General features: G+C 59.2%; 18 protein-coding genes. 6 read left to right on the forward strand and 12 right to left on the reverse strand.

Annotated features, from left to right (window positions below; all coding sequences use genetic code 11):
• Window positions 1–96: 96 nt before the first annotated feature.
• Genes ACR52_RS26355 through ACR52_RS26365 form a run of 3 tightly spaced genes read right to left on the reverse strand, consistent with a single transcriptional unit; the run spans window position 97 to window position 2444 of the window.
• On the reverse strand, window positions 97–1443 hold the full coding sequence (locus tag ACR52_RS26355) for an ATP-binding protein (protein ID WP_048730965.1): 1347 nt from the start codon (window positions 1441–1443) through the stop codon (window positions 97–99).
• Entirely contained in the window at window positions 1440–2117 is a 678-nt protein-coding gene (locus tag ACR52_RS26360; RefSeq protein ID WP_048730968.1) for a response regulator, read from the reverse strand. Before ACR52_RS26360 ends, ACR52_RS26355 begins: the two co-directional genes overlap by 4 nt.
• An 18-nt stretch (window positions 2118–2135) precedes the next feature.
• Entirely contained in the window at window positions 2136–2444 is a 309-nt protein-coding gene (locus tag ACR52_RS26365; protein ID WP_048730970.1) for a hypothetical protein, read from the reverse strand.
• A 137-nt stretch (window positions 2445–2581) separates the two neighbouring features.
• Between ACR52_RS26365 and ACR52_RS26370 the strand changes: the two genes are divergently transcribed.
• On the forward strand, window positions 2582–3298 hold the full coding sequence (locus ACR52_RS26370) for a 4'-phosphopantetheinyl transferase family protein (RefSeq protein WP_048730973.1): 717 nt from the start codon (window positions 2582–2584) through the stop codon (window positions 3296–3298).
• Window positions 3299–3379: 81 nt separating this feature from the next.
• Here the strand turns inward: ACR52_RS26370 and ACR52_RS26375 are convergent, their stop codons facing one another.
• Both ACR52_RS26375 and ACR52_RS26380 read right to left on the reverse strand, forming a co-directional pair.
• Window positions 3380–4990: an ATP-binding protein gene (locus ACR52_RS26375; protein ID WP_048730974.1), complete on the reverse strand. Its 1611-nt coding sequence runs from the start codon at window positions 4988–4990 to the stop codon at window positions 3380–3382.
• Window positions 4987–5712 (reverse strand): response regulator, encoded by a 726-nt coding sequence (locus tag ACR52_RS26380; protein ID WP_048730976.1) that lies wholly within the window; start codon window positions 5710–5712, stop codon window positions 4987–4989. The genes ACR52_RS26375 and ACR52_RS26380 overlap by 4 nt, the downstream gene beginning before the upstream one ends.
• Window positions 5713–6439: 727 nt before the next feature.
• On the opposite strand from ACR52_RS26380, the gene ACR52_RS26385 reads away from it, so the two are divergent.
• Window positions 6440–9337, forward strand: a complete 2898-nt coding sequence (locus ACR52_RS26385) for a ribonucleoside-diphosphate reductase subunit alpha (RefSeq protein ID WP_048730977.1) — start codon at window positions 6440–6442, stop codon at window positions 9335–9337.
• Window positions 9338–9430: 93 nt separating this feature from the next.
• On the opposite strand, the gene ACR52_RS30825 is transcribed toward ACR52_RS26385, so the two are convergent.
• From ACR52_RS30825 to ACR52_RS26420, 7 genes are all read right to left on the reverse strand, one after another.
• Entirely contained in the window at window positions 9431–10474 is a 1044-nt protein-coding gene (locus ACR52_RS30825) for a hypothetical protein (RefSeq protein ID WP_048731062.1), read from the reverse strand.
• A 226-nt stretch (window positions 10475–10700) separates the two neighbouring features.
• Window positions 10701–12017: a flagellar hook protein FlgE gene (gene flgE, locus ACR52_RS26395; RefSeq protein ID WP_048730979.1), complete on the reverse strand. Its 1317-nt coding sequence runs from the start codon at window positions 12015–12017 to the stop codon at window positions 10701–10703.
• A 31-nt stretch (window positions 12018–12048) separates the two neighbouring features.
• Complete coding sequence (gene flgD, locus ACR52_RS26400; RefSeq protein ID WP_048730981.1) at window positions 12049–12771, reverse strand: flagellar hook assembly protein FlgD; 723 nt, start codon at window positions 12769–12771, stop codon at window positions 12049–12051.
• A 16-nt stretch (window positions 12772–12787) separates the two neighbouring features.
• Window positions 12788–13231 (reverse strand): flagellar basal body rod protein FlgC, encoded by a 444-nt coding sequence (flgC, locus tag ACR52_RS26405; RefSeq protein ID WP_024076985.1) that lies wholly within the window; start codon window positions 13229–13231, stop codon window positions 12788–12790.
• Between the two features lie 3 nt (window positions 13232–13234).
• On the reverse strand, window positions 13235–13642 hold the full coding sequence (gene flgB, locus ACR52_RS26410; protein WP_048730983.1) for a flagellar basal body rod protein FlgB: 408 nt from the start codon (window positions 13640–13642) through the stop codon (window positions 13235–13237).
• A gap of 253 nt (window positions 13643–13895) precedes the next feature.
• Window positions 13896–14723, reverse strand: coding sequence for a protein-glutamate O-methyltransferase CheR (cheR, locus tag ACR52_RS26415; RefSeq protein ID WP_048730986.1), 828 nt, complete (start codon window positions 14721–14723; stop codon window positions 13896–13898).
• A gap of 43 nt (window positions 14724–14766) precedes the next feature.
• Complete coding sequence (locus ACR52_RS26420; RefSeq protein ID WP_048730988.1) at window positions 14767–15699, reverse strand: chemotaxis protein CheV; 933 nt, start codon at window positions 15697–15699, stop codon at window positions 14767–14769.
• Window positions 15700–15790: 91 nt separating this feature from the next.
• Between ACR52_RS26420 and flgA the strand changes: the two genes are divergently transcribed.
• From flgA to ACR52_RS26440, 4 genes are all read left to right on the forward strand, one after another.
• On the forward strand, window positions 15791–16555 hold the full coding sequence (gene flgA / locus ACR52_RS26425) for a flagellar basal body P-ring formation chaperone FlgA (RefSeq protein ID WP_048730989.1): 765 nt from the start codon (window positions 15791–15793) through the stop codon (window positions 16553–16555).
• A 142-nt stretch (window positions 16556–16697) separates the two neighbouring features.
• The gene (gene flgM / locus ACR52_RS26430) at window positions 16698–17021 is read left to right on the forward strand and encodes a flagellar biosynthesis anti-sigma factor FlgM (protein ID WP_048730991.1); all 324 of its coding nucleotides are present in this window, start codon (window positions 16698–16700) and stop codon (window positions 17019–17021) included.
• 48 nt (window positions 17022–17069) lie between these two features.
• On the forward strand, window positions 17070–17540 hold the full coding sequence (locus ACR52_RS26435) for a flagella synthesis protein FlgN (RefSeq protein ID WP_048730993.1): 471 nt from the start codon (window positions 17070–17072) through the stop codon (window positions 17538–17540).
• Between the two features lie 96 nt (window positions 17541–17636).
• Window positions 17637–18386 carry a flagellar brake protein gene (locus tag ACR52_RS26440; RefSeq protein WP_048730995.1) on the forward strand — a complete coding sequence of 250 codons (750 nt, stop codon included), beginning with the start codon at window positions 17637–17639 and terminating at the stop codon, window positions 18384–18386.
• Window positions 18387–18433 lie beyond the last annotated feature (47 nt).

The raw sequence follows: 18433 nt of genomic DNA on the forward strand, positions 1-18433 counted from the left end.
CGGGCTTGCCACAACAAGCCCGCCCACTACAACAAGCCCGTTTGCCACAACAAGTCCATTTGCCACAGAAGAACCCTCATCGGCACAGGAACGCGATCAGACCACCAGGAAATGAATCTTGAATGCCGCGCCCCCTAGAGGTGAGTCACCCAGGGTCAGGCGCGCGCCGTAGCTTTCAATGATGTCCTTGACCACCGCCAGGCCGATCCCCTGCCCCGGATGCTGACGGTCCAGCCGTTCGCCCCGTTGCAAAATCCGCGCGCGCTGGTCGGGTGGCACACCGGGGCCGTCATCTTCGATGCACAGTTCAGTGCCTTCAAGGTTTTCTGCGAAGCTGATGCGCACTTCACTCAGGCACAGGCGATAGGCATTTTCCAGCAGGTTGCCGAGCATTTCGAGCAAGGCGCCCTTCTCGATGGGCACGTCGCATTCTTCCGGCAAATCGAAGGACACCGTGACACGCTTGTCGCGGTACACCTTGTCCAGCGTATCGCACAGGCTTTGCAGCACAGGTTCCAGGTGCACCTGATGGCGCACCAGGCCGCTTTTGCGCAGGCTGGCGCGCTGCAACTGGTAGCTGATCTGCTGGCTCATGCGCTCGATCTGCGATTGCAGCACCCAGGCCTGGTCGCGGTCTTCGGGGCGCTGGGCCATGTCTTCGCTCACGCCCTGCAATACCGCCAAAGGGGTTTTCAGGCTGTGGGCCAGGTCGTCGAGGGAGTCGCGGTAGCGCGCACGTTGTTCCCGTTCACTGTGCAGCAAGCGGTTAAGGGAGCCGGTGAGACGCAGCAGTTCGCGGGGGTGTTGTTCGGTGAGGCTTTCGCGGGTGCCGCCTTCGATCTGGTCGAGCTCCTGACTCAGCCGCCGCAGCGCTTGCAGGCCCCAGGTCAGGCCCAGCCACAACAAGGTCAGCAGCACCAGCAACGCCGCGCCGAAGCCCAGGTAGAGATTTTCGCGCAGGCCTTCGAGGGTCAGTTGGTATTCGCGCACCGGTTGCAGGGCGACAATACTGAACGCCGCGCTCTTGCCCCCCAGCAGCTTGACCTCCACGTCATACACGAAGAATTCCTGGCCATTGGCCTCGCGAATCCGTGCAAATTCGTTGCCGCGCCCGTCGTAGCGCGGCTTGTAGTTGATGTTTTCTTCTCGGGTAGCCCGCGAACGCCATACCAGATGGCCTTCACGGTCGTAGATATAGCCGAGCAGCCGGCTGTCGGTGAGGTTGAAACGTTCGTCGGGCAACTGCGCCGGCATCAGCAGCCGGTTGTTTTCAACCCGCGCCGCAGAAATCAATGTGGTCACATCCGACGCCAGGCGCTGCTCGATGGAGTCTTGCAACGCCAGGCTGAAAGCGCCCTGCATGGCCGGTAACAAACCCAGCATAAACAACACGGCCAGGGTGGCGGCCGCGAGCATCAAGCGCACACGTAACGAGCGAATCAACGGCAGCGCTCATTGAACAGGTAACCCAGGCCGCGCACGGTGTCGATCGGTTTGAACCCGGCAGGTCCTTCCAGCTTGCGGCGCAGGCGGCCGACCAGCACTTCAATAACGTTCGGATCACGCTCGTCGTCATCGGGGTAGAGCTGTTCCATCAAGCGGTCCTTGGCGACCACCTGTTGATGGTGGCGCATCAGGTATTCGAGGATCCGATATTCGTAGGCCGTCAGTGCAAGCGGCTGCTCATCCAGGGACGCCTGCTTGCGATTGAGGTCGAGCAGCAAGGGCCCGGCGGTGATGGTCGACTGCGTAAACCCGCTGGAGCGGCGCAACAAGGCGTTCATCCGCGCTTCCAGTTCTTCGAACTGGAATGGCTTGACCAGGTAATCGTCGGCGCCGGAGGCCAAGCCTTCCACCTTGTCCTGCCAGTTGCCGCGGGCGGTCAGGATCAGGATCGGGAAGGTCTTGGCCTCGGTGCGCAGTTTGCGGATCAGGTCCAGGCCGCCCATGCCGGGCAGGCCCAGGTCGATGATCGCCAGGTCGTGATTGAACTGCCCGGTCTGGTACAGGGCTTCTTCGGCATTGGCCACCGCTTCGACCACATGCCCGCTGTCGGTCAGGCGGGTCATCAGGTGATGACGCAGCAGCGCCTCATCTTCCACCACCAGCAATTTCATAAGGCTCTCCAAGGCAAATCAACTGTCCGACAGAGGGATATCATAGCGGCCCTGCAAGTCTTGCTGGCGCATTTTAATACCGTTGAACTGGCCGGTCAGGTGTTCATAGCCGGCGCGATAACTCGGCTGCGGGGTCGTCAGGCCCAGGGACTGGCCCCAGGGCGTCGGCTGACTGGCTGCGTCTTCGAAGCTGACACGCTGGATCAGCGTGCTGGATTTCTTGGTTTTTTCGCTACCAAATGCCGCAAAGGCACCATCGCTGGCCTGAGCCCCGGCGGTGGCAGTGAGCATGGTTAACGCCAACATCAGCTTCTTGATCGCAGTCATGGTGTTGCCTCATACGCGGTTAGGCTGTGGAGCCCAGACTACGCAAGTGCCCCTGAACTCCCCCTGAACAGGCTCTGAACCTGGCCTGAACCGCTGCGGACTATCCACTGGCGCGTCAACTCGGCAAAATACCGCCCATGACGCCCTTACCCGCTTGCTGCACTCCACTCGACGCCCATTGGCCGCTGCCCGAACCCTTGCCGGGCACGGTGTTTCTCAGCACGCGTTTTGATCCCGCCTTGTTGGCAGCGGATGATTTCCAGCGCAGCGCCGTGCCGCCACCGGCGAGCATCCAGCGCTCGGTGGCCAAGCGCCAGGCGGAATTTCTCGCCGGCAGGTTGTGCGCCCGCGCCGCGCTGCAACGTCTCGATCACCTGGACTGCGTGCCAGCCATTGGCGAAGACCGCGCGCCAGTGTGGCCGCGGCATATCAGCGGTTCCATCACCCACAGCACCGGGCATGCTGCAGCAATTGTCGGCCACAAGGCGCAATGGCGCGGGCTGGGCATGGACCTGGAGAATGTGCTGACGCTGGAGCGGGCCGAGCGCCTGGCGGGCGAGATTCTCACCGCCAATGAGCTGCAGCGCATGGCCAACCTGCCGCGAGATCAGATAGCCCTGCTGGTGACGCTGACGTTTTCGATTAAGGAGAGCCTGTTCAAGGCGCTTTATCCGATCGTGCAGAAGCGCTTCTACTTTGAGCATGCCGAGGTGCTGGAGTGGTCGCAGGCCGGGCATGTAAGAGTGCGGCTGCTGACGGATCTGTCGGATGAGTGGTGCCATGGCAAGGAGCTGGAGGGGCAGTTTGCGCTGGATGAGGGGCAGTTGTTGAGCCTGATAGCCGTCAGCGCTTGATAGACAGCTATCGCCGGCAAGCCGGCTCCTACATGTTGGAATGCATTCCCCTGTAGGCGCTGGCTTGCCGGCGATAGGGAATCAGGATTTGTCCTGGTCCCGCGGCCAGCTCAGGCTGAAACACGCCCCGCCCAAATTGTTGCTCTTGCCGATCAACGCCCTCCCGCCGTGCCAATAAATAATCCGCCGCACAATCGACAAACCCAAACCATGCCCGCCCGAGGCGCGCGTTCGGCTGTCGTCGAGACGCAGGAACGGCGTGAAGATGCGCTCCCAGGCGCTTTCCGGCACGCCGGGGCCGTCGTCTTCCACGTCGATGCGGCAGCGTACTTGGCCGACTTGATAGCTGATCAGCACCCGGCCCTGGGCATGCCGCATGGCGTTGCTCACCAGGTTTTGCAGCGCGCGGTGCAGGTAGCGCGGCTCGGCCTCGACCCAGGCGTCATCCCAATGCGCCGAAGACAGGCAAATACCACGGCTCACGCTGACCTGCGGACGCAGTGGCGATAATTCGCCGATCACCTGATCAAGCAAGGCATCGAGGTCTACCCGCTGGAAATTCAGCTCCGGCGCGCCCTGCTCCAATCGCGCGTAAGTGAGCATTTCGTCCACCAGGCCATCGAGATCCTGGATGTCGCTGTCCATGCCTTCCAGGTATTTGCGCCGGGCTTGGGGGGTGGCAGCGTCGCCGATCATCTCCAGGCCGAAACGCAGGCGTGCCACCGGCGTGCGCAACTCGTGGGACACCGCGCGCACCAGTTCGCGTTGGATCGCCAGTAACTGCTGCAAGTGCTCGGCCATGCCATTAAAGGCCGCGGCCAGGCGCCCGACCGAGTCGGCACCGCGCGCCGGTACGCGCACTTCCAGGTTGCCCTTGGCAATCCGGGTGGCAGCAGCCTCAAGACCTTTGAGCCGGCGCTCCAACTGGCGCACCAGTAAATAGACGATCAGGCCGATCAGGGTCAGGCTGATCAAGGCGATCAGGATCAACCACTGCGCCGGGTACGGGTTCATTTGATACAGCGGGCCGATTTCCAGCACCCAAGGTGTCCCGACCATTCCGGCAAATACGCGAATCGAATCGCCGCCCTTGCCGAGTGCCATCACCGTATCGCCCTCTGCCACGCGCCGACGCTGGTCGTCATCCATATCGGCCTGGTCGAGAGTCATCAGGTGCATCTCGAAGCCAAAACCCTTGGCTGCCTTTATATCCGCCAAGCGTTGCGGCTGCTCGGCCACGGGGAAGCGCACCAGTTCGTCGGCCAACAGGTAAATGGTCGCACGGGCCAGTTGTTCGCTGATCTGCTGCACCTCGCCGGTGAGCACCCACTGTTCCTGTTCACTGACCAGCCGCAGCACGCGCGCCGCGTGCGGGCCGGTCTGCTCCACCAACACCTGGCCGCGTTGCAGGCGATTGCGCTGGGTCAGGTCCAGTTTGGCGTCGGCGAGGGTGCGCAGCTCCAGAGGGATGCCCAGCAAACGCTCCCACACCGCCAGGGCGCGCTGGCGCTCGATTGGGCTCATGGGCCGCAGGTTGTCGCCCATCAACGCGAAAGTGCCGTGGGCCAGGCGCTCGCGGTATTGGCCGCTGCGTACCTCGTTGAGCAGGTGCAAGGCCAGCACACCCAGCAGCGCCACGAGGATCAGCGCCGCACACATGCCGCCATAAATGCGCAGGAAGATCGAGTTCACAGCAGCATATCGGCAGCGGCTTCGGGGACGAACAAGTAGCCTTTGCTGCGGATGGTCTTGATCAGGCGCGGGTGGATGGGGTCGTCGCCGATCTTCGGGCGAATGCGCGAAATGCGCACGTCGATGGAGCGGTCCTGGCCGTCGTAGCCGATGCCGCGCAACGCGATGAAGATTTCTTCGCGAGAGAGAATGCGCCCGGCGTTCGCTACCAGCAGCCACAACAGGTCGAACTCGGCGCTGGTCAGCTCGATGCCGCCGTCGTGCAGCCAGGCCTCGCGCAGGGCGTTGTCCACCACCAGCGGGCCGAATTGCAGGCGACGCTGGTTCTCCACCACCAGCGTTTCCGCCGGCTCGCTGCGCCGCAACAGTGCCTGGATACGCGCCAACAACAGGCGCGGGCGTACGGGTTTGCACACGTAATCGTCGGCGCCCATGTCCAGGCCCAACACCTGGTCCATGTCGTCGGTGCGCGCGGTCAACATGAGGATCACCCCGTCGTAACGCTCGCGCACCTTGCGGCAGATGCTCAGGCCGTCTTCGCCGGGCAGCATCAGGTCTAGGATCACCAGGTCCGGTTGTTCGGCGATAATCCGCGCCGCCGCCAGGGCGCCGTCGCCTTCCACCGACACGCGCAGGCCGTTGCTCTCCAGGTACTCACGGGTCAACTCGGCCAATCGTTCATCGTCCTCGACGATCAGTATTTGCCAGGCTTCTTGCTCCATGCGTTACCTCAACTCTAATTATTGTTGAAATGGGGGGACGCCTACATTTGTCATCTGGCGCAGACAAAATGTAGCCGATTGTAGCCATGCCCCAACCCTCCAGCACAAGCCGGGAAATGCATTCGGTGATCGCGTTTTTTTGTGATAGGGTTCGCGCCCTCAAAAATCCAACCCGCTGTTTTTATCTTGGAATATTCGGTGACAAACGGCTTAATCCAGCAGCACTGCGGCCTACACGGGTGTTCCACGTTTCATACACATTTTACCCACAGCGTTATCCACAGGTCTTGCGTTGCGAAGCATCCCAAAACGCATTATCTTGTACCTCGGCGCTAAAAAAACCCTACATGTAGGGTTTTGAGCGAAAAGACCAAACACAAATCAGACAAGAAACTCAAGCCCTTTCTTGCTCCTGTTTGGTCTAAAACCAGCATTTTTTGAAAGCCCAAACCGCTCAAGCGGATGGCAACCGGTTTCAAGCCTCAAGGGCAGAAAGCGGTACGGGTGTTGCAGTGCTTGAACCTGGCAACTGTCACCCATCAGGAATACGGCGAAGGGCTTTTAAGCTCCAAACCGAAGACTTCGGCATGGAAGCGGCGCGATGAGCTCCCTTCCTCCTGTCCCGAGGTTGTTATGCCAGGCCCAGGCCTGCTGTAAGTGCTTCAGGACGGAACGGTGGGCACCGTGATGGTGCCCAAATAAATATAGAATGTGGAGACAACCCCCCATGCAAACCGACACAACTCGCGAGAACCCGCAGGGCTCCGTGCCGCAGGCCGCTGATTCGAATATGGATCTGTCCGCCACTGCACCTGGCCAACTGCGCGTGATCAAGCGTAACGGCACTGTCGTTCCTTACACCGATGACAAAATCACCGTCGCCATCACCAAAGCGTTTCTTGCAGTTGAAGGCGGCACCGCTGCTGCCTCGTCGCGCATCCACGACACCGTTGCCCGCCTGACCGAACAAGTCACCGCGACCTTCAAGCGTCGCATGCCTTCGGGCGGCACCATCCACATCGAAGAAATCCAGGACCAGGTCGAACTGGCCCTGATGCGTGCCGGCGAACAGAAAGTGGCTCGCGACTACGTGATCTACCGTGACGCCCGTTCCAAGGAACGTGCCGTGCGCACCCCGGCCGAAGAAGCCGCCGTTCAAGCGCATCCGTCGATCCGCATCACCCTCGCCGACGGTACTTTCGCACCGCTGGACCTGGGCCGCCTGAACACCATCATCACCGAGGCCTGCGAAGGCCTGGAAGAAGTCGACGGCAATCTGATCCAGCGCGAAACCCTGAAGAACCTGTACGACGGCGTGGCCCTGACCGACGTCAACACCGCTCTGGTGATGACCGCCCGTACCCTGGTTGAGCGCGAGCCGAACTACTCGTTCGTGACCGCGCGCCTGCTGATGGACACCCTGCGTGCCGAAGGCCTGGGCTTCCTCGGCGTGGCCGACAGCGCCACCCACCACGAGATGGCTGACCTGTACGCCAAGGCCCTGCCGGCCTACATCGCCAAGGGTATCGAATTCGAATTGCTGAACCCGATCCTGGCCACCTTCGACCTGGAAAAGCTCGGCAAGGCGATCAACCACGAGCGCGACCAGCAGTTCACTTACCTGGGCCTGCAAACCCTGTACGACCGTTACTTCATCCACAAGGACGGTATCCGCTTCGAACTGCCGCAAGTGTTCTTCATGCGCGTGGCCATGGGCCTGGCGATTGAAGAGAAGAACAAAGAAGACCGTGCCATCGAGTTCTACAACCTGTTGTCGTCCTTCGACTACATGTCGTCGACCCCGACGCTGTTCAACGCCGGCACCCTGCGTCCACAGCTGTCCAGCTGCTACCTGACCACCGTGCCGGATGACCTGTCGGGCATCTACCACGCGATCCACGACAACGCCATGTTGTCCAAATTCGCCGGCGGCCTGGGCAACGACTGGACGCCAGTGCGTGCACTGGGTTCGTACATCAAGGGCACCAACGGCAAGTCCCAGGGCGTTGTACCGTTCCTCAAAGTAGTGAACGACACCGCCGTCGCCGTTAACCAGGGTGGCAAGCGCAAAGGCGCTGTGTGTGCTTACCTGGAAACCTGGCACATGGACATTGAAGAGTTCATCGAGCTGCGCAAGAACACCGGTGATGACCGTCGTCGTACCCACGACATGAACACCGCCAACTGGATCCCGGACCTGTTCATGAAGCGTGTCTTCGATGACGGCCCGTGGACCCTGTTCTCGCCATCCGAAGTGCCGGACCTGCACGACCTGACCGGCAAGGCCTTCGAAGAGCGCTACGAGTACTACGAAGCACTGTCCCAATACCCGGGCAAGATCAAGCTGTTCAAGACCATCCAGGCCAAAGACCTGTGGCGCAAAATGCTGTCCATGCTGTTTGAAACCGGCCACCCATGGCTGACCTTCAAAGACCCGTGCAACCTGCGCAGCCCGCAGCAGCACGTGGGCGTGGTCCACAGCTCGAACCTGTGCACCGAGATCACCTTGAACACCAACAAGGACGAGATCGCCGTTTGCAACCTGGGCTCGATCAACCTGCCGAACCACATCGTCAACGGCAAGCTGGACACCGTCAAGCTGGAACGTACCGTCAACACCGCAGTGCGCATGCTCGATAACGTCATCGACATCAACTACTACTCGGTGCCACAGGCGCAGAACTCCAACTTCAAGCACCGTCCAGTGGGACTCGGCATCATGGGCTTCCAGGACGCTTTGTACCTGCAGCACATTCCTTACGGTTCGGATGCTGCGGTCGAGTTCGCCGACAAGTCCATGGAAGCGGTCAGCTACTACGCGATCCAGGCTTCCTGCGACCTGGCCGACGAGCGCGGTGCCTACGAGACGTTCCAGGGTTCGCTGTGGTCCAAAGGCATCCTGCCGCTGGATTCGCAACAGATCCTGATCGAGCAACGTGGCCAGAAGTACATCGACGTTGACCTCAACGAATCCCTGGACTGGGCACCGGTACGTGCCCGTGTGCAGAAAGGCATTCGTAACTCCAACATCATGGCCATCGCACCGACCGCTACCATCGCCAACATCACTGGCGTGTCGCAGTCGATCGAACCGACCTACCAGAACCTGTATGTGAAATCGAACCTGTCGGGCGAATTCACCGTGATCAACCCGTACCTGGTTCGCGACCTGAAAGCCCGCGACCTGTGGGACTCGGTCATGATCAACGACCTGAAGTACTACGACGGTTCGGTTCAACAGATCGAGCGCATCCCGCAAGAACTCAAAGAGCTCTACGCGACTGCCTTCGAAGTGGACACCAAGTGGATCGTTGACGCCGCCAGCCGTCGTCAGAAGTGGATCGACCAGGCTCAGTCGCTGAACCTGTACATCGCCGGCGCTTCGGGCAAGAAGCTCGACGTGACCTACCGCATGGCTTGGTACCGTGGCCTGAAAACCACTTACTACCTCCGTGCCCTGGCCGCGACCAGCACTGAGAAGTCGACCATCAACACCGGTAAGCTGAACGCTGTTTCCAGCGGCGGCAACCACGGTGACGATTCGGTCCTGGCTGCTCCTGCCGGCCCGGCGCCAGTGCCAAAGGCCTGCGCGATTGACGAGCCGGATTGCGAAGCTTGCCAATAAGCTGAGCCGGTCCCGGGCTTGAACGCCCGGGATTGAAAAACCGATAAACCCCTGCTGCTGAGGGTTTATCGGTTTTTTTCGTTTAGCGACCCGTTAGAGAAACGCGTACGCGATACCCTGCTTGGGCGCACCGCCTCGCCGTCCCCACAACTCGACTCGGCCATCAATTACCGCCATTGAATGCCTGTCGTAGGCCACGACCCCCAGCTTGCCATTCCCGAGCTCATTGCTCGAAGATCGCCTGTAAAGCCCCTTCAACCCCAGGCGATCCAACGCTTCATGGGGCATTTCGCCGTTGTTCAAGCTTTGCATGGCATGGGCAAAACTCCTTTTCGCATCATTAGGGTTGTCGTCCAGGCCATTTCCCTCCAACTGGGCACGCTTGGCACTCGCTGCGAACATAAAGTTGGCATCGGTCATCATGGACGGGTTATCACCCTTAAACTGTGCGTATCTGGCCGCGTGCTTCAGTTCATCCTTGGACAATTGCAGTTCGAACCCATCCCGCATTTTCACGTTATAGCCACCCTCCGTCTCTTTCACGTCTTTAAATACATCAGTGGGTTTCTGACCAAACTTCATCATTGCGCCCTTTATCGCTGAAACGGTGACGCAATTGCCGTCAGGCCCTTGGCTGAACCCACTCCAGATATTGTCCGGCTTTTTCCCTGGATTACTTGCATCGGGCCTGTAGTTGAAATGCTTGGAGCCCTCGGTAATCGGCAGGTTAGTCATGGGCTCGCTAGGGCCAAAACCACCTGGATTGACCGTATGGCCACGGCCACCACCACCACCACCACCACCACCACCACCACCACCACCACCTGGCTTAGGGCCGGGAGCTGGCGCTGGCGCTGGCGCTGGCGGCGTCGCGTCTTCTTCAGGAAACAGCAGCTTTATCAATTGCCGAAGAAATTCGCGAAACTGTTCGGACTCCACTTCGTCAATAAGCGTGCGGAGGACCTCCTTGAATTTCTCATCGCCCAGCTTTTCGCGCAGCTCATTCAACGTGTCCCGCACGTCCCTGGCCGTTTGGGGCTTCGAAGTTTGCTCTGCATCGAACAACTCATTGAGCAACTTCTTGACGGTCGACACGTCAGTTGCAGGCTCAACGACGGTCGGCGCCCCTCGTTCCATGCCCGGCACAAACCTCATACCCGCACTATCCGACCTCAACACCCCTGAACTCCACATCCCCCGCCCTCCCCATTGATTGTTGAGCCTCCTGGGCCCTGACCGATCAGTGGTGAAGCGCCATGGGTGCGTTCCCGCCCATGCATGTCAGCTAGTAACTCGATTCTCCTTTTTCGCCGCCCACAAAAAAGCCCCTCTTGTGAGGGGCTTTTTGTGGAGCGTTATCGCATCAGGTCATCTGAATGATGGTCTGCATGATGGTGCTCTGGGTGGAGATAGTCTTGGCGTTCGCCTGGTAGTTGCTCTGGGCCTTGATCAGGTCCACCAGCTCGTTGGTCAGGTTGACGTTGGAGTTCTCCAGGGAGCTGGCCACGATCGAGCCCAAGGTACCGGACTGCGGGGAGTCGTAACCTGGCTGGCCCGAAGCAAAGGTTTCTCTCCAGGTAGTACCGCCGGAAGGCTGCAGCCCCTGTTCGTTGTTGAAGCTGGCCAGGGAGAGCTGGCCTATAGACTTGCTCTGCTGATTGCTGAACGTGGCGAACAGCACGCCGCTGCCGTCGATTTTCAGACCGGTGATCTGGCCGGTGGCATAACCGTCGGTGATCGGCGGGTTACGGTAGCTGGCCGAGTTGTACTGGGTAATATCAGCCATGCTCACCGCGATACCACCTGGGTTGGCAGCAGCGCCGTTAGCTTTCCACACACCGTCGGTCACGGTACCTGGTTTCCAGGTGGAAATGGTCAGGGTGGTGTTGGAAACAATGCTCGGAGGAGTAACGACCCCAGTGAGCTTGCCGGCAGTGTCGAACGATAATGTCGACGCCACAGGCGCCACCGCGCCTGTGCCACTGATCGGCGTGCCGTCTGGGTTACGCCCGTCGATCAAGGTGTAGGACTTCCATTGGTTGGAATCCGTCTTCACCAGGTACTGCACCATCGGGTGAGCGTTGCCCTGGGTGTCATACAGCGTGGTGCTGTATTGAGTCGTGAAGGTATCGGTTTTGGTTGGATCAAACGGTTTCAAAACCTGATCAATCACCGGTTCCGAGGAATTCAGGTTGCTGGTGGAGTCCACCTTGGTAGAAGCCTTCGGCGGCAGGTTCGACAGGTTCAGTTGCAGGTCAACCAGGCCGCCCTTGGTGATCTTGCCATTTTCGTCCGCTGCGTAGCCCTGCAGGCGCGAAGTGCCGGTGTTGTTGGTGATGTAGCCGTCTTTGTCCGCACGGAAAGCACCGCTGCGGGTGTACTCCAGCGAGCCGTCACTGGCCTTCTGCACGAAAAAGCCACCGCCCTGGATCGCCATGTCCAGGATGCCACCGCTACCGTTGACGTCACCTTGGGTGAACTGCTGGGACACAGCCGCCAGGTTCACGCCATTGCCGATGCTGTTCTGGCCGGTGCCCAGTTTGGAGGCCGCGTAGATATCCGCGAACTCCGCACGGGACGATTTGAAGCCGGTGGTCGCGACGTTGGCGATGTTGTTGCCGGTCACGTCCAGTTGTTTGTTGGCCGCATAGAGGCCGCTAAGGCCGATGTTAAAAGACATGTTTCTCTCCCTCTGCCGTATTTAGCCGGCTCTATGTACCGATAGTCTGAATTTGCGACAGCTTGATGCTGGTTCCGCCCGCCAGGTTGAGCAGCATTTCGCCGCCGGTCTGGCTCAACGTCACGCTGGTCACCGTTGCCGGCAGCGAGGTGGTCAGGGCAACGGAATCGCCCTTGTCATTCTTGGTGGTGGCGTTGAACGTATAGGTACCCGAGGCAACCACTTCGCCCTTGTCGTTCTTGCCATCCCAAATAAAACTCTGGGTACCGGCACTTTGGGCGCCCATATCAATGGTGCGCACCGTGTCGCCGTCTTTGTCGGTGATCTTGATGGAGACATTGCCCACCGCCGATGTCACCGCTACGGAGCCGGTCATGCTCTTGCTGGTATCGACCAGGGTCTTGTCGGTCTGAGTGATCACCGAACGCCCCACCAGCGACGAGGCTTGCAGCGCTTGCGACGACGTGACGTTGCTGGAGATGGCCTTGACCGAGTCGTTCAGGTTATTGATGCCTTCGAGGCTGCTGAACTGCGCCAGCTGTGCCACAAACGCACCGTTGTCCTGAGGCGACAGCGGGTCCTGGTTTTTCAACTGGGTAACCAGCAACTGCAGGAACGAATCCTTGCCCATTGCCTGGTTGCCCGTCGCGGTCGTCGTAGCGCTGCTGATGCTGCTGTTGTCCGTTGCGGTCTTGACCTTGGAGTTGAAAAGGTCCTGGACTGCCGTGTTGGTGGAAGTATCAACGATGGCCATATTTTGGCGCCCCTTATCACTGACCCAGGGTCAGGACCTTCTGCATCATGGTTTTGGCGGTGTTCATCATTTCCGCGTTGGTCTGGAACGAGCGGCTGGCAGAAATCATGTCAGCCATTTCCTCGACCACGTTGACGTTGGGGTAATACACGTAACCCTTTTCGTTCGCGGCAGGGTGGTTAGGCTCGTAACGCGCTTCGAGATTGCTCTGGTCTTCGACTACACCGAGCACTTGCACGCCCTGGCCGGCTGCGTCCTGGTTCTGGAACAGCGAATCGCTGCCGCCGCTCTGGCCGCCCTGGAACATGGTGGCGAATACCGGGTGACGGGCGCGGTAGGTCTGGTCAATGCTCGAAGACACGGTCTCGGCGTTGGCGATGTTACTGGCGACGGTGTTGAGGCGCGTGGTCTGCGCGCTCATGCCACTACCGGCAATATTGAAAACACTGGACAGGGACATGGCTTACTCTCCACGCAGGGCTGACATCAGCCCTTTGAATTTGCTGTTAAGCAGGGTGAAGCTGGCCTGGAAGTTCACCGAGTTTTCGGCATAGGCCGATTGCTCCAGCTGGGCGTCGACGGTGTTCTGGTCGATCGATGGCTGCATCGGCGTGCGATACAGCAGCGACTCGTCACCACTGCTCAGGCCTTGCGCTTCGATATGACGAGTGTTGGTCATGTTCAAGGCGAAGGTACCGTTCTTGGTCTTGTCCTGCTGTGCGGCGAGCACGGCGGAGAAGTCCAGGTCCCGAGCCTTGTAGTTCGGGGTGTCGGCGTTGGCGATGTTGTTGGCCAGGACTTCGGCACGCTGAGCGCGGAAGCCCAGGGCTTGTTCGTGGATACCGAGCGCTTTATCGAAGCTGATGCTCATGGCGGAAACCTTTAGGCTGACCTGCTGTTCGTTAACAGGAACATAGCAAGGTGCATGCCAACCTTCTAAAGTCCCGTAACTCAAGGGTTTCCGGAGAGGTTGCCGGCGGCAATGCCAGAAAAGCGGCAAGCGCCTTCCGCGTGGCGCCAGTAAAGCGGCAATGCGGGTTGCCGCTTTCCTTCAACTTGCCGCAGAAACAAATGTGGGAGGGGTCGCACCGCCCCTCCCACATTTTTTGATCTGCGTACTATTACTATTTCGCCTGGTAAATGATCCCCGGGCTGCACTGCACCATCTGGTAATGATCCGGCAAGCCGTTCAGCGCCTCGGACGCACCGAGGAACAGGTAGCCACCACGCTTGAGGGTGCCGTGGATGCGCAACAGGATGTCTTTCTTCACTTCGGCCGAAAAGTAGATCAGCACGTTGCGGCAGAACACCATGTCGAACTTGCCCAGGCTGGCATAGCTGTCGAGCAGGTTGAACGAACGAAACTCCACGCGGCTCTTGATCGGCGCCTTGACCGCCCAACGCCCTGCCACTTTCGGGTCGAAGAAACGTTGCAGGCGTTCCGGGGACAAACCACGGCCCAGGGCCAGGCTGTCGTACTCGCCGGTCTTGCAGTTGGTGAGCATGGTGCCGGACAAGTCCGTTGCGACAATTTGCGCACCGGCCTTCAACTGGCCCATGTTGGTCCGCTCGAATTCATCGATGGACATCGAAATCGAATACGGTTCCTGACCCGACGAACACGCCGCCGACCAGATGCGCAAGCGCTGACCGGGGCTGGCCTTGATGGCTTCCGGCAACACTTTGCTCTTGAGCACCTCGAAGGGATAGGTGTCCCGAAACCACAGGGTTTCGTTGGTGGTCATGGCATCGACCACCATTTCCTTGAGCCCGCTGCGCGGCTGGCTCTGGATGCGCTGGACCAGCTCACCCAAGGACTTGATGCCCTGCTGTTCCATCAGTTTGTTGAGACGGCTGGATACCAAGTATTGCTTGTTTTCACCGAGCAATATGCCACAGGCTTTTTCCAGGAAGACCCGGAACTGTTCAAAATCCAAATTACCCGTAGACACTGATACCGCCTCTAAAATCGTATGACCGCCAGGGAGAAAGCCCCTAGCTATGATCTGCTGCCTTGATCCGGTCGACTACCCGGGATGCCAGGTCATCAGGACGAAATTTGGCCAGAAAGTCATCGGCACCGACCTTCTTCACCATCGCCTGATTGAATACGCCCGACAACGAAGTATGCAGGATGATATGCAACTTTTGCATGCGTGGATCGCTGCGTATCTCGGCCGTGAGAGTGTAGCCGTCCATTTCCGGCATCTCGATGTCGGAGATCATCATCAAGAATTCTTCTTCCGGTTTCTTGCCTTCTTCTACCAGCTTGCGCAAGTAATCCAACGCCTGGCGACCATCATTGAGGGCCACCACGTCAACACCGATGGTTTGCAGGCAACGGGTCACCTGTTTACGCGCCACCGAGGAATCATCCACCGTCAGCACCCGCAGCGAGATCGCCTTGTGCGCCGTGTCAGCATCTACCACGCCCACCGAAATCGTTTCCGAGGTCGGCGCCACTTCGGCGAGGATTTTCTCCACGTCGATGATTTCCACCAACTGGTTATCGACCCGCGTCACTGCCGTGAGGTAGTGATCGCGGCCGGTGCCCTTGGGCGGCGGATGGATCTCTTCCCAGTTCATGTTAACGATGCGCTCCACCGAGCGCACCAGGAAACCCTGGGTCTTGGTGTTGTACTCGGTAATGATCACGAACGGGCTCTGGCGGTCCTGCAAGCCAGCCGAACCGGTGGCCAGGGCCAGGTCAAGAATCGGGATAGTCGCGCCGCGGATGTTGGCCACGCCACACACCACCGGGCTGGACTTGGGCATGATCGTCAGCTTGGGACACTGCAACACTTCCCGCACTTTAAACACGTTAATGCCATACAGTTGCTTGCCGTCCAGGCGAAAAAGCAACAACTCCAGGCGATTCTGCCCTACCAGCTGTGTGCGCTGGTTTACTGAATCCATTACTCCTGCCATGCCTTGACTCCTACGCTAAAACCTTTGGCTATACCTACAAGGGCAGCGCGCACCCAACAGTAAACGGCACGAGCTTTGCTATTTGTTGGGTATGGATATTAAAACGACAGTTTCCCGACGCCCTGGCCTCCTACCGTACCGCAGTTTGCTCTGCGTCTCGATGGCGCTGCTTGCCTTGGTCTCAGGGGCTACGGCCCGCGCAGACAACGTCACCTTGCCTGATCTACTTATCGGCGTCACCCAAGGCTTTCTTGAGTTCACTGTAGAAGATTATCTGGCGACCACCCAGACACCTGGGCGTTATGAAATACAGGTCAACCAGCTCGACCCCCGCCTGCGCATGCCGATGTGCGACAAGGAATTGACAGCCACCCTGGAAAGCCCCGCACAGCCCATCGGCCGTGTGACGGTGAAGGTGCGCTGCGAGGGCGCCTCACCCTGGACGGTGTTTGTGCCGGCGCAGGTCAAGCTGTTCCGTGATGTAGTGGTGGTGGCGCGGCCGCTGAAACGCACCGGCATCATCGGTTTTGAGGACGTTGTACTGCGTGAACGCGACATCAGCCTGATCAACCAGGGCTACCTGACGTCCCTGGACCAGGCCGTCGGGCAGAAACTTACCCGACCAGTGGTCACCGATCAGGTCATCACACTGGTTCATCTGGAACAGGCCGAGGTGATTCGCAAGGGCGACCAAGTGGTGATATCCGCGAGCAGCGGCGGGTTGAACGTGAAAATGCCGGGGGAAGCGCTGTCCAACGGCGGCATGAGCGAACAGATACGAGTCAAGAACCTCAACTCCAACCGCGTGATCAGGGCGCGGGTGACGGCACCTGGCCAAGTCGAGGTTGCTTTATAGATCACTGGTATAGGACGCCAGCTTTTCCTACACTGTGCGCTAGACGTTAGCGTGTGCAGGTTTATTGTCAATCGAGCCTAAAGTTTGTCCGGGTATGGCCGAAAACATGGCAAGCGTCCAAATACCCAGAGGTTTTTTTAACATGGTCATTGATTTCAGTCGTTTAAATAACGCCCCGGCATTGCCAGGCAATACGCGCACCAGCGGCACCAAGGACAGCGTAGAAGCCAAGGCCCAGCCCCTGCCCGCCAAGGCAGAACAGGCTGTTGCCAGCCAAAGCGGGGAATCCGTACATTTGAGCAATGAGGCTCAACAGTTGCAGAAGGTCACTGACTCGCTGCGCGATCAACCGGTTGTCAATAAAGCCCGCGTGGCCGAATTGAAACAGGCAATCGCCGATGGCAGCTATAAAGTCGACAGCAACCGTGTAGCCAGCAAGCTGCTTAACTTCGAAGCCGAGCGCTAGGCACAGGCCTGCGCCGGGCTTTTGGACGCTTAAAACCCAAGGCCAGCCATGCACCACGACGAAAACCTGCTTCAACTGATCATTGATGATCTGGCGCCGACGCAACATTTGCTCGAGCTGCTCAAAGAAGAGACCCTGGCCCTCTACGGCCGGGACATGTCCTTGCTCGAAGAAATTCTGGCGCACAAACAGTCGTTGATTGTCTTGCTGGAACAGCATGGCAAGAAGCGCAGCGAGATTCTTGTCAGCCTTGGCCTGCCGGCCGATCACGACGGCCTCGCACAGCTGGCCAGCCACTCTACGGTCGGCGATCAACTACTGGCCCAGAGCGAAGCACTCAATCAATTGCTCAGCCAGTGTCAGAAGACCAACGCGCTTAACGGTCAGTCGATTCAGCTTCAGCAAGCCACGACCGCCAACCAGTTACGTATACTTCACGGCGGCGAGCCTCCGGCGCTTTACAACGCCCAGGGTTCCACCTCACGCCTAGTCAAACCAAGCACCCGCAGCCAAGCCTGACGCCGGATTTCGGCGCGCCCTATCCAAGGCGCGTTACATACTGGCAAAATGCCGATTCTTGTGTGTAGTCGTATTTTGTCTGGAGATGGAAGAACCGTGTTCAACGCCCTTAATGCGGAAGATGCCCCGCAGCCACCCAAGGTGCTCACCACGCCTCTGGAAATCGCCGGCACCTTGCGGATGCTGCAAGAAAGCCATGATCCGTTGATCATCACCTTCCACGAACGCAGCCAGCGCTTCCAGAGCTACCTGGTGGATGTCGACCGGGACAGCAAATCCCTGGCCCTCGACGAAATGATCCCCCGCGACGGCGAACGCTACCTTGAGAATGGCGAACCCTTCCGCATCGAAGGCTTCCACGACGGCGTGCGCATCGCCTGGGAAAGCAACGGCGGCCTGACCATCAGCGAGAAAGGCGGTCACCGCATCTACACCGGCAGCATGCCAGACGAGGTGGTTTACCATCAGCGCCGCAATGCTTTCCGTGCCGCACTGAAGCTGGCCCAGTTGGTCAACATCGAACTGGGCGGCGAGAAACTCAAGGCGCCGGTCAACGGCAAGCTGCTGGATATTTCCGCCACCGGCTGCAAGTTGCGTTTTGAAGGCGACATTTCCGAGCGCTTGCAACTGGGCCAGGTCTATGACCGCTTTATTGCTGCCCTGCCGTTCGGCAGCATGACCACCTGCGTCGAACTGCGTTACCTGCATTTCGAAGAGAGGATCAACACCACCTTCGCCGGCGTGCGCTTCCACAATATGAGTGGCTTGGTGCAGCGCCAGGTGGAGCGGTTTGTGTACCAACTGCAACGCGAAGCGCGACGCTTTGACAAGGACGACGACCTTTAACCGCTAAAAGTCGTGGCAAAAAAACGGGCAGATCCTGATGGGATCTG

The organism is Pseudomonas fildesensis, assembly GCF_001050345.1.
Lineage (GTDB): Bacteria > Pseudomonadota > Gammaproteobacteria > Pseudomonadales > Pseudomonadaceae > Aquipseudomonas > Aquipseudomonas fildesensis.

Bases quoted from the DNA above. Each gene is read 5' to 3' on its own strand.
- ACR52_RS26385 (WP_048730977.1), top strand. From the start codon at position 6,440: ATGCAAACCGACACAACTCGCGAGAACCCGCAGGGCTCCGTGCCGCAG.
- ACR52_RS26370 (WP_048730973.1), top strand. From the start codon at position 2,582: ATGACGCCCTTACCCGCTTGCTGCACTCCACTCGACGCCCATTGGCCG.
- flgC (WP_024076985.1), bottom strand. From the start codon at position 13,231: ATGTCCCTGTCCAGTGTTTTCAATATTGCCGGTAGTGGCATGAGCGCG.
- ACR52_RS26420 (WP_048730988.1), bottom strand. From the start codon at position 15,699: ATGGCAGGAGTAATGGATTCAGTAAACCAGCGCACACAGCTGGTAGGG.
- flgB (WP_048730983.1), bottom strand. From the start codon at position 13,642: ATGAGCATCAGCTTCGATAAAGCGCTCGGTATCCACGAACAAGCCCTG.
- ACR52_RS26380 (WP_048730976.1), bottom strand. From the start codon at position 5,712: ATGGAGCAAGAAGCCTGGCAAATACTGATCGTCGAGGACGATGAACGA.
- ACR52_RS30825 (WP_048731062.1), bottom strand. From the start codon at position 10,474: ATGGAACGAGGGGCGCCGACCGTCGTTGAGCCTGCAACTGACGTGTCG.
- flgA (WP_048730989.1), top strand. From the start codon at position 15,791: ATGGATATTAAAACGACAGTTTCCCGACGCCCTGGCCTCCTACCGTAC.
- flgD (WP_048730981.1), bottom strand. From the start codon at position 12,771: ATGGCCATCGTTGATACTTCCACCAACACGGCAGTCCAGGACCTTTTC.
- ACR52_RS26360 (WP_048730968.1), bottom strand. From the start codon at position 2,117: ATGAAATTGCTGGTGGTGGAAGATGAGGCGCTGCTGCGTCATCACCTG.
- flgE (WP_048730979.1), bottom strand. From the start codon at position 12,017: ATGTCTTTTAACATCGGCCTTAGCGGCCTCTATGCGGCCAACAAACAA.
- ACR52_RS26435 (WP_048730993.1), top strand. From the start codon at position 17,070: ATGCACCACGACGAAAACCTGCTTCAACTGATCATTGATGATCTGGCG.
- ACR52_RS26365 (WP_048730970.1), bottom strand. From the start codon at position 2,444: ATGACTGCGATCAAGAAGCTGATGTTGGCGTTAACCATGCTCACTGCC.
- flgM (WP_048730991.1), top strand. From the start codon at position 16,698: ATGGTCATTGATTTCAGTCGTTTAAATAACGCCCCGGCATTGCCAGGC.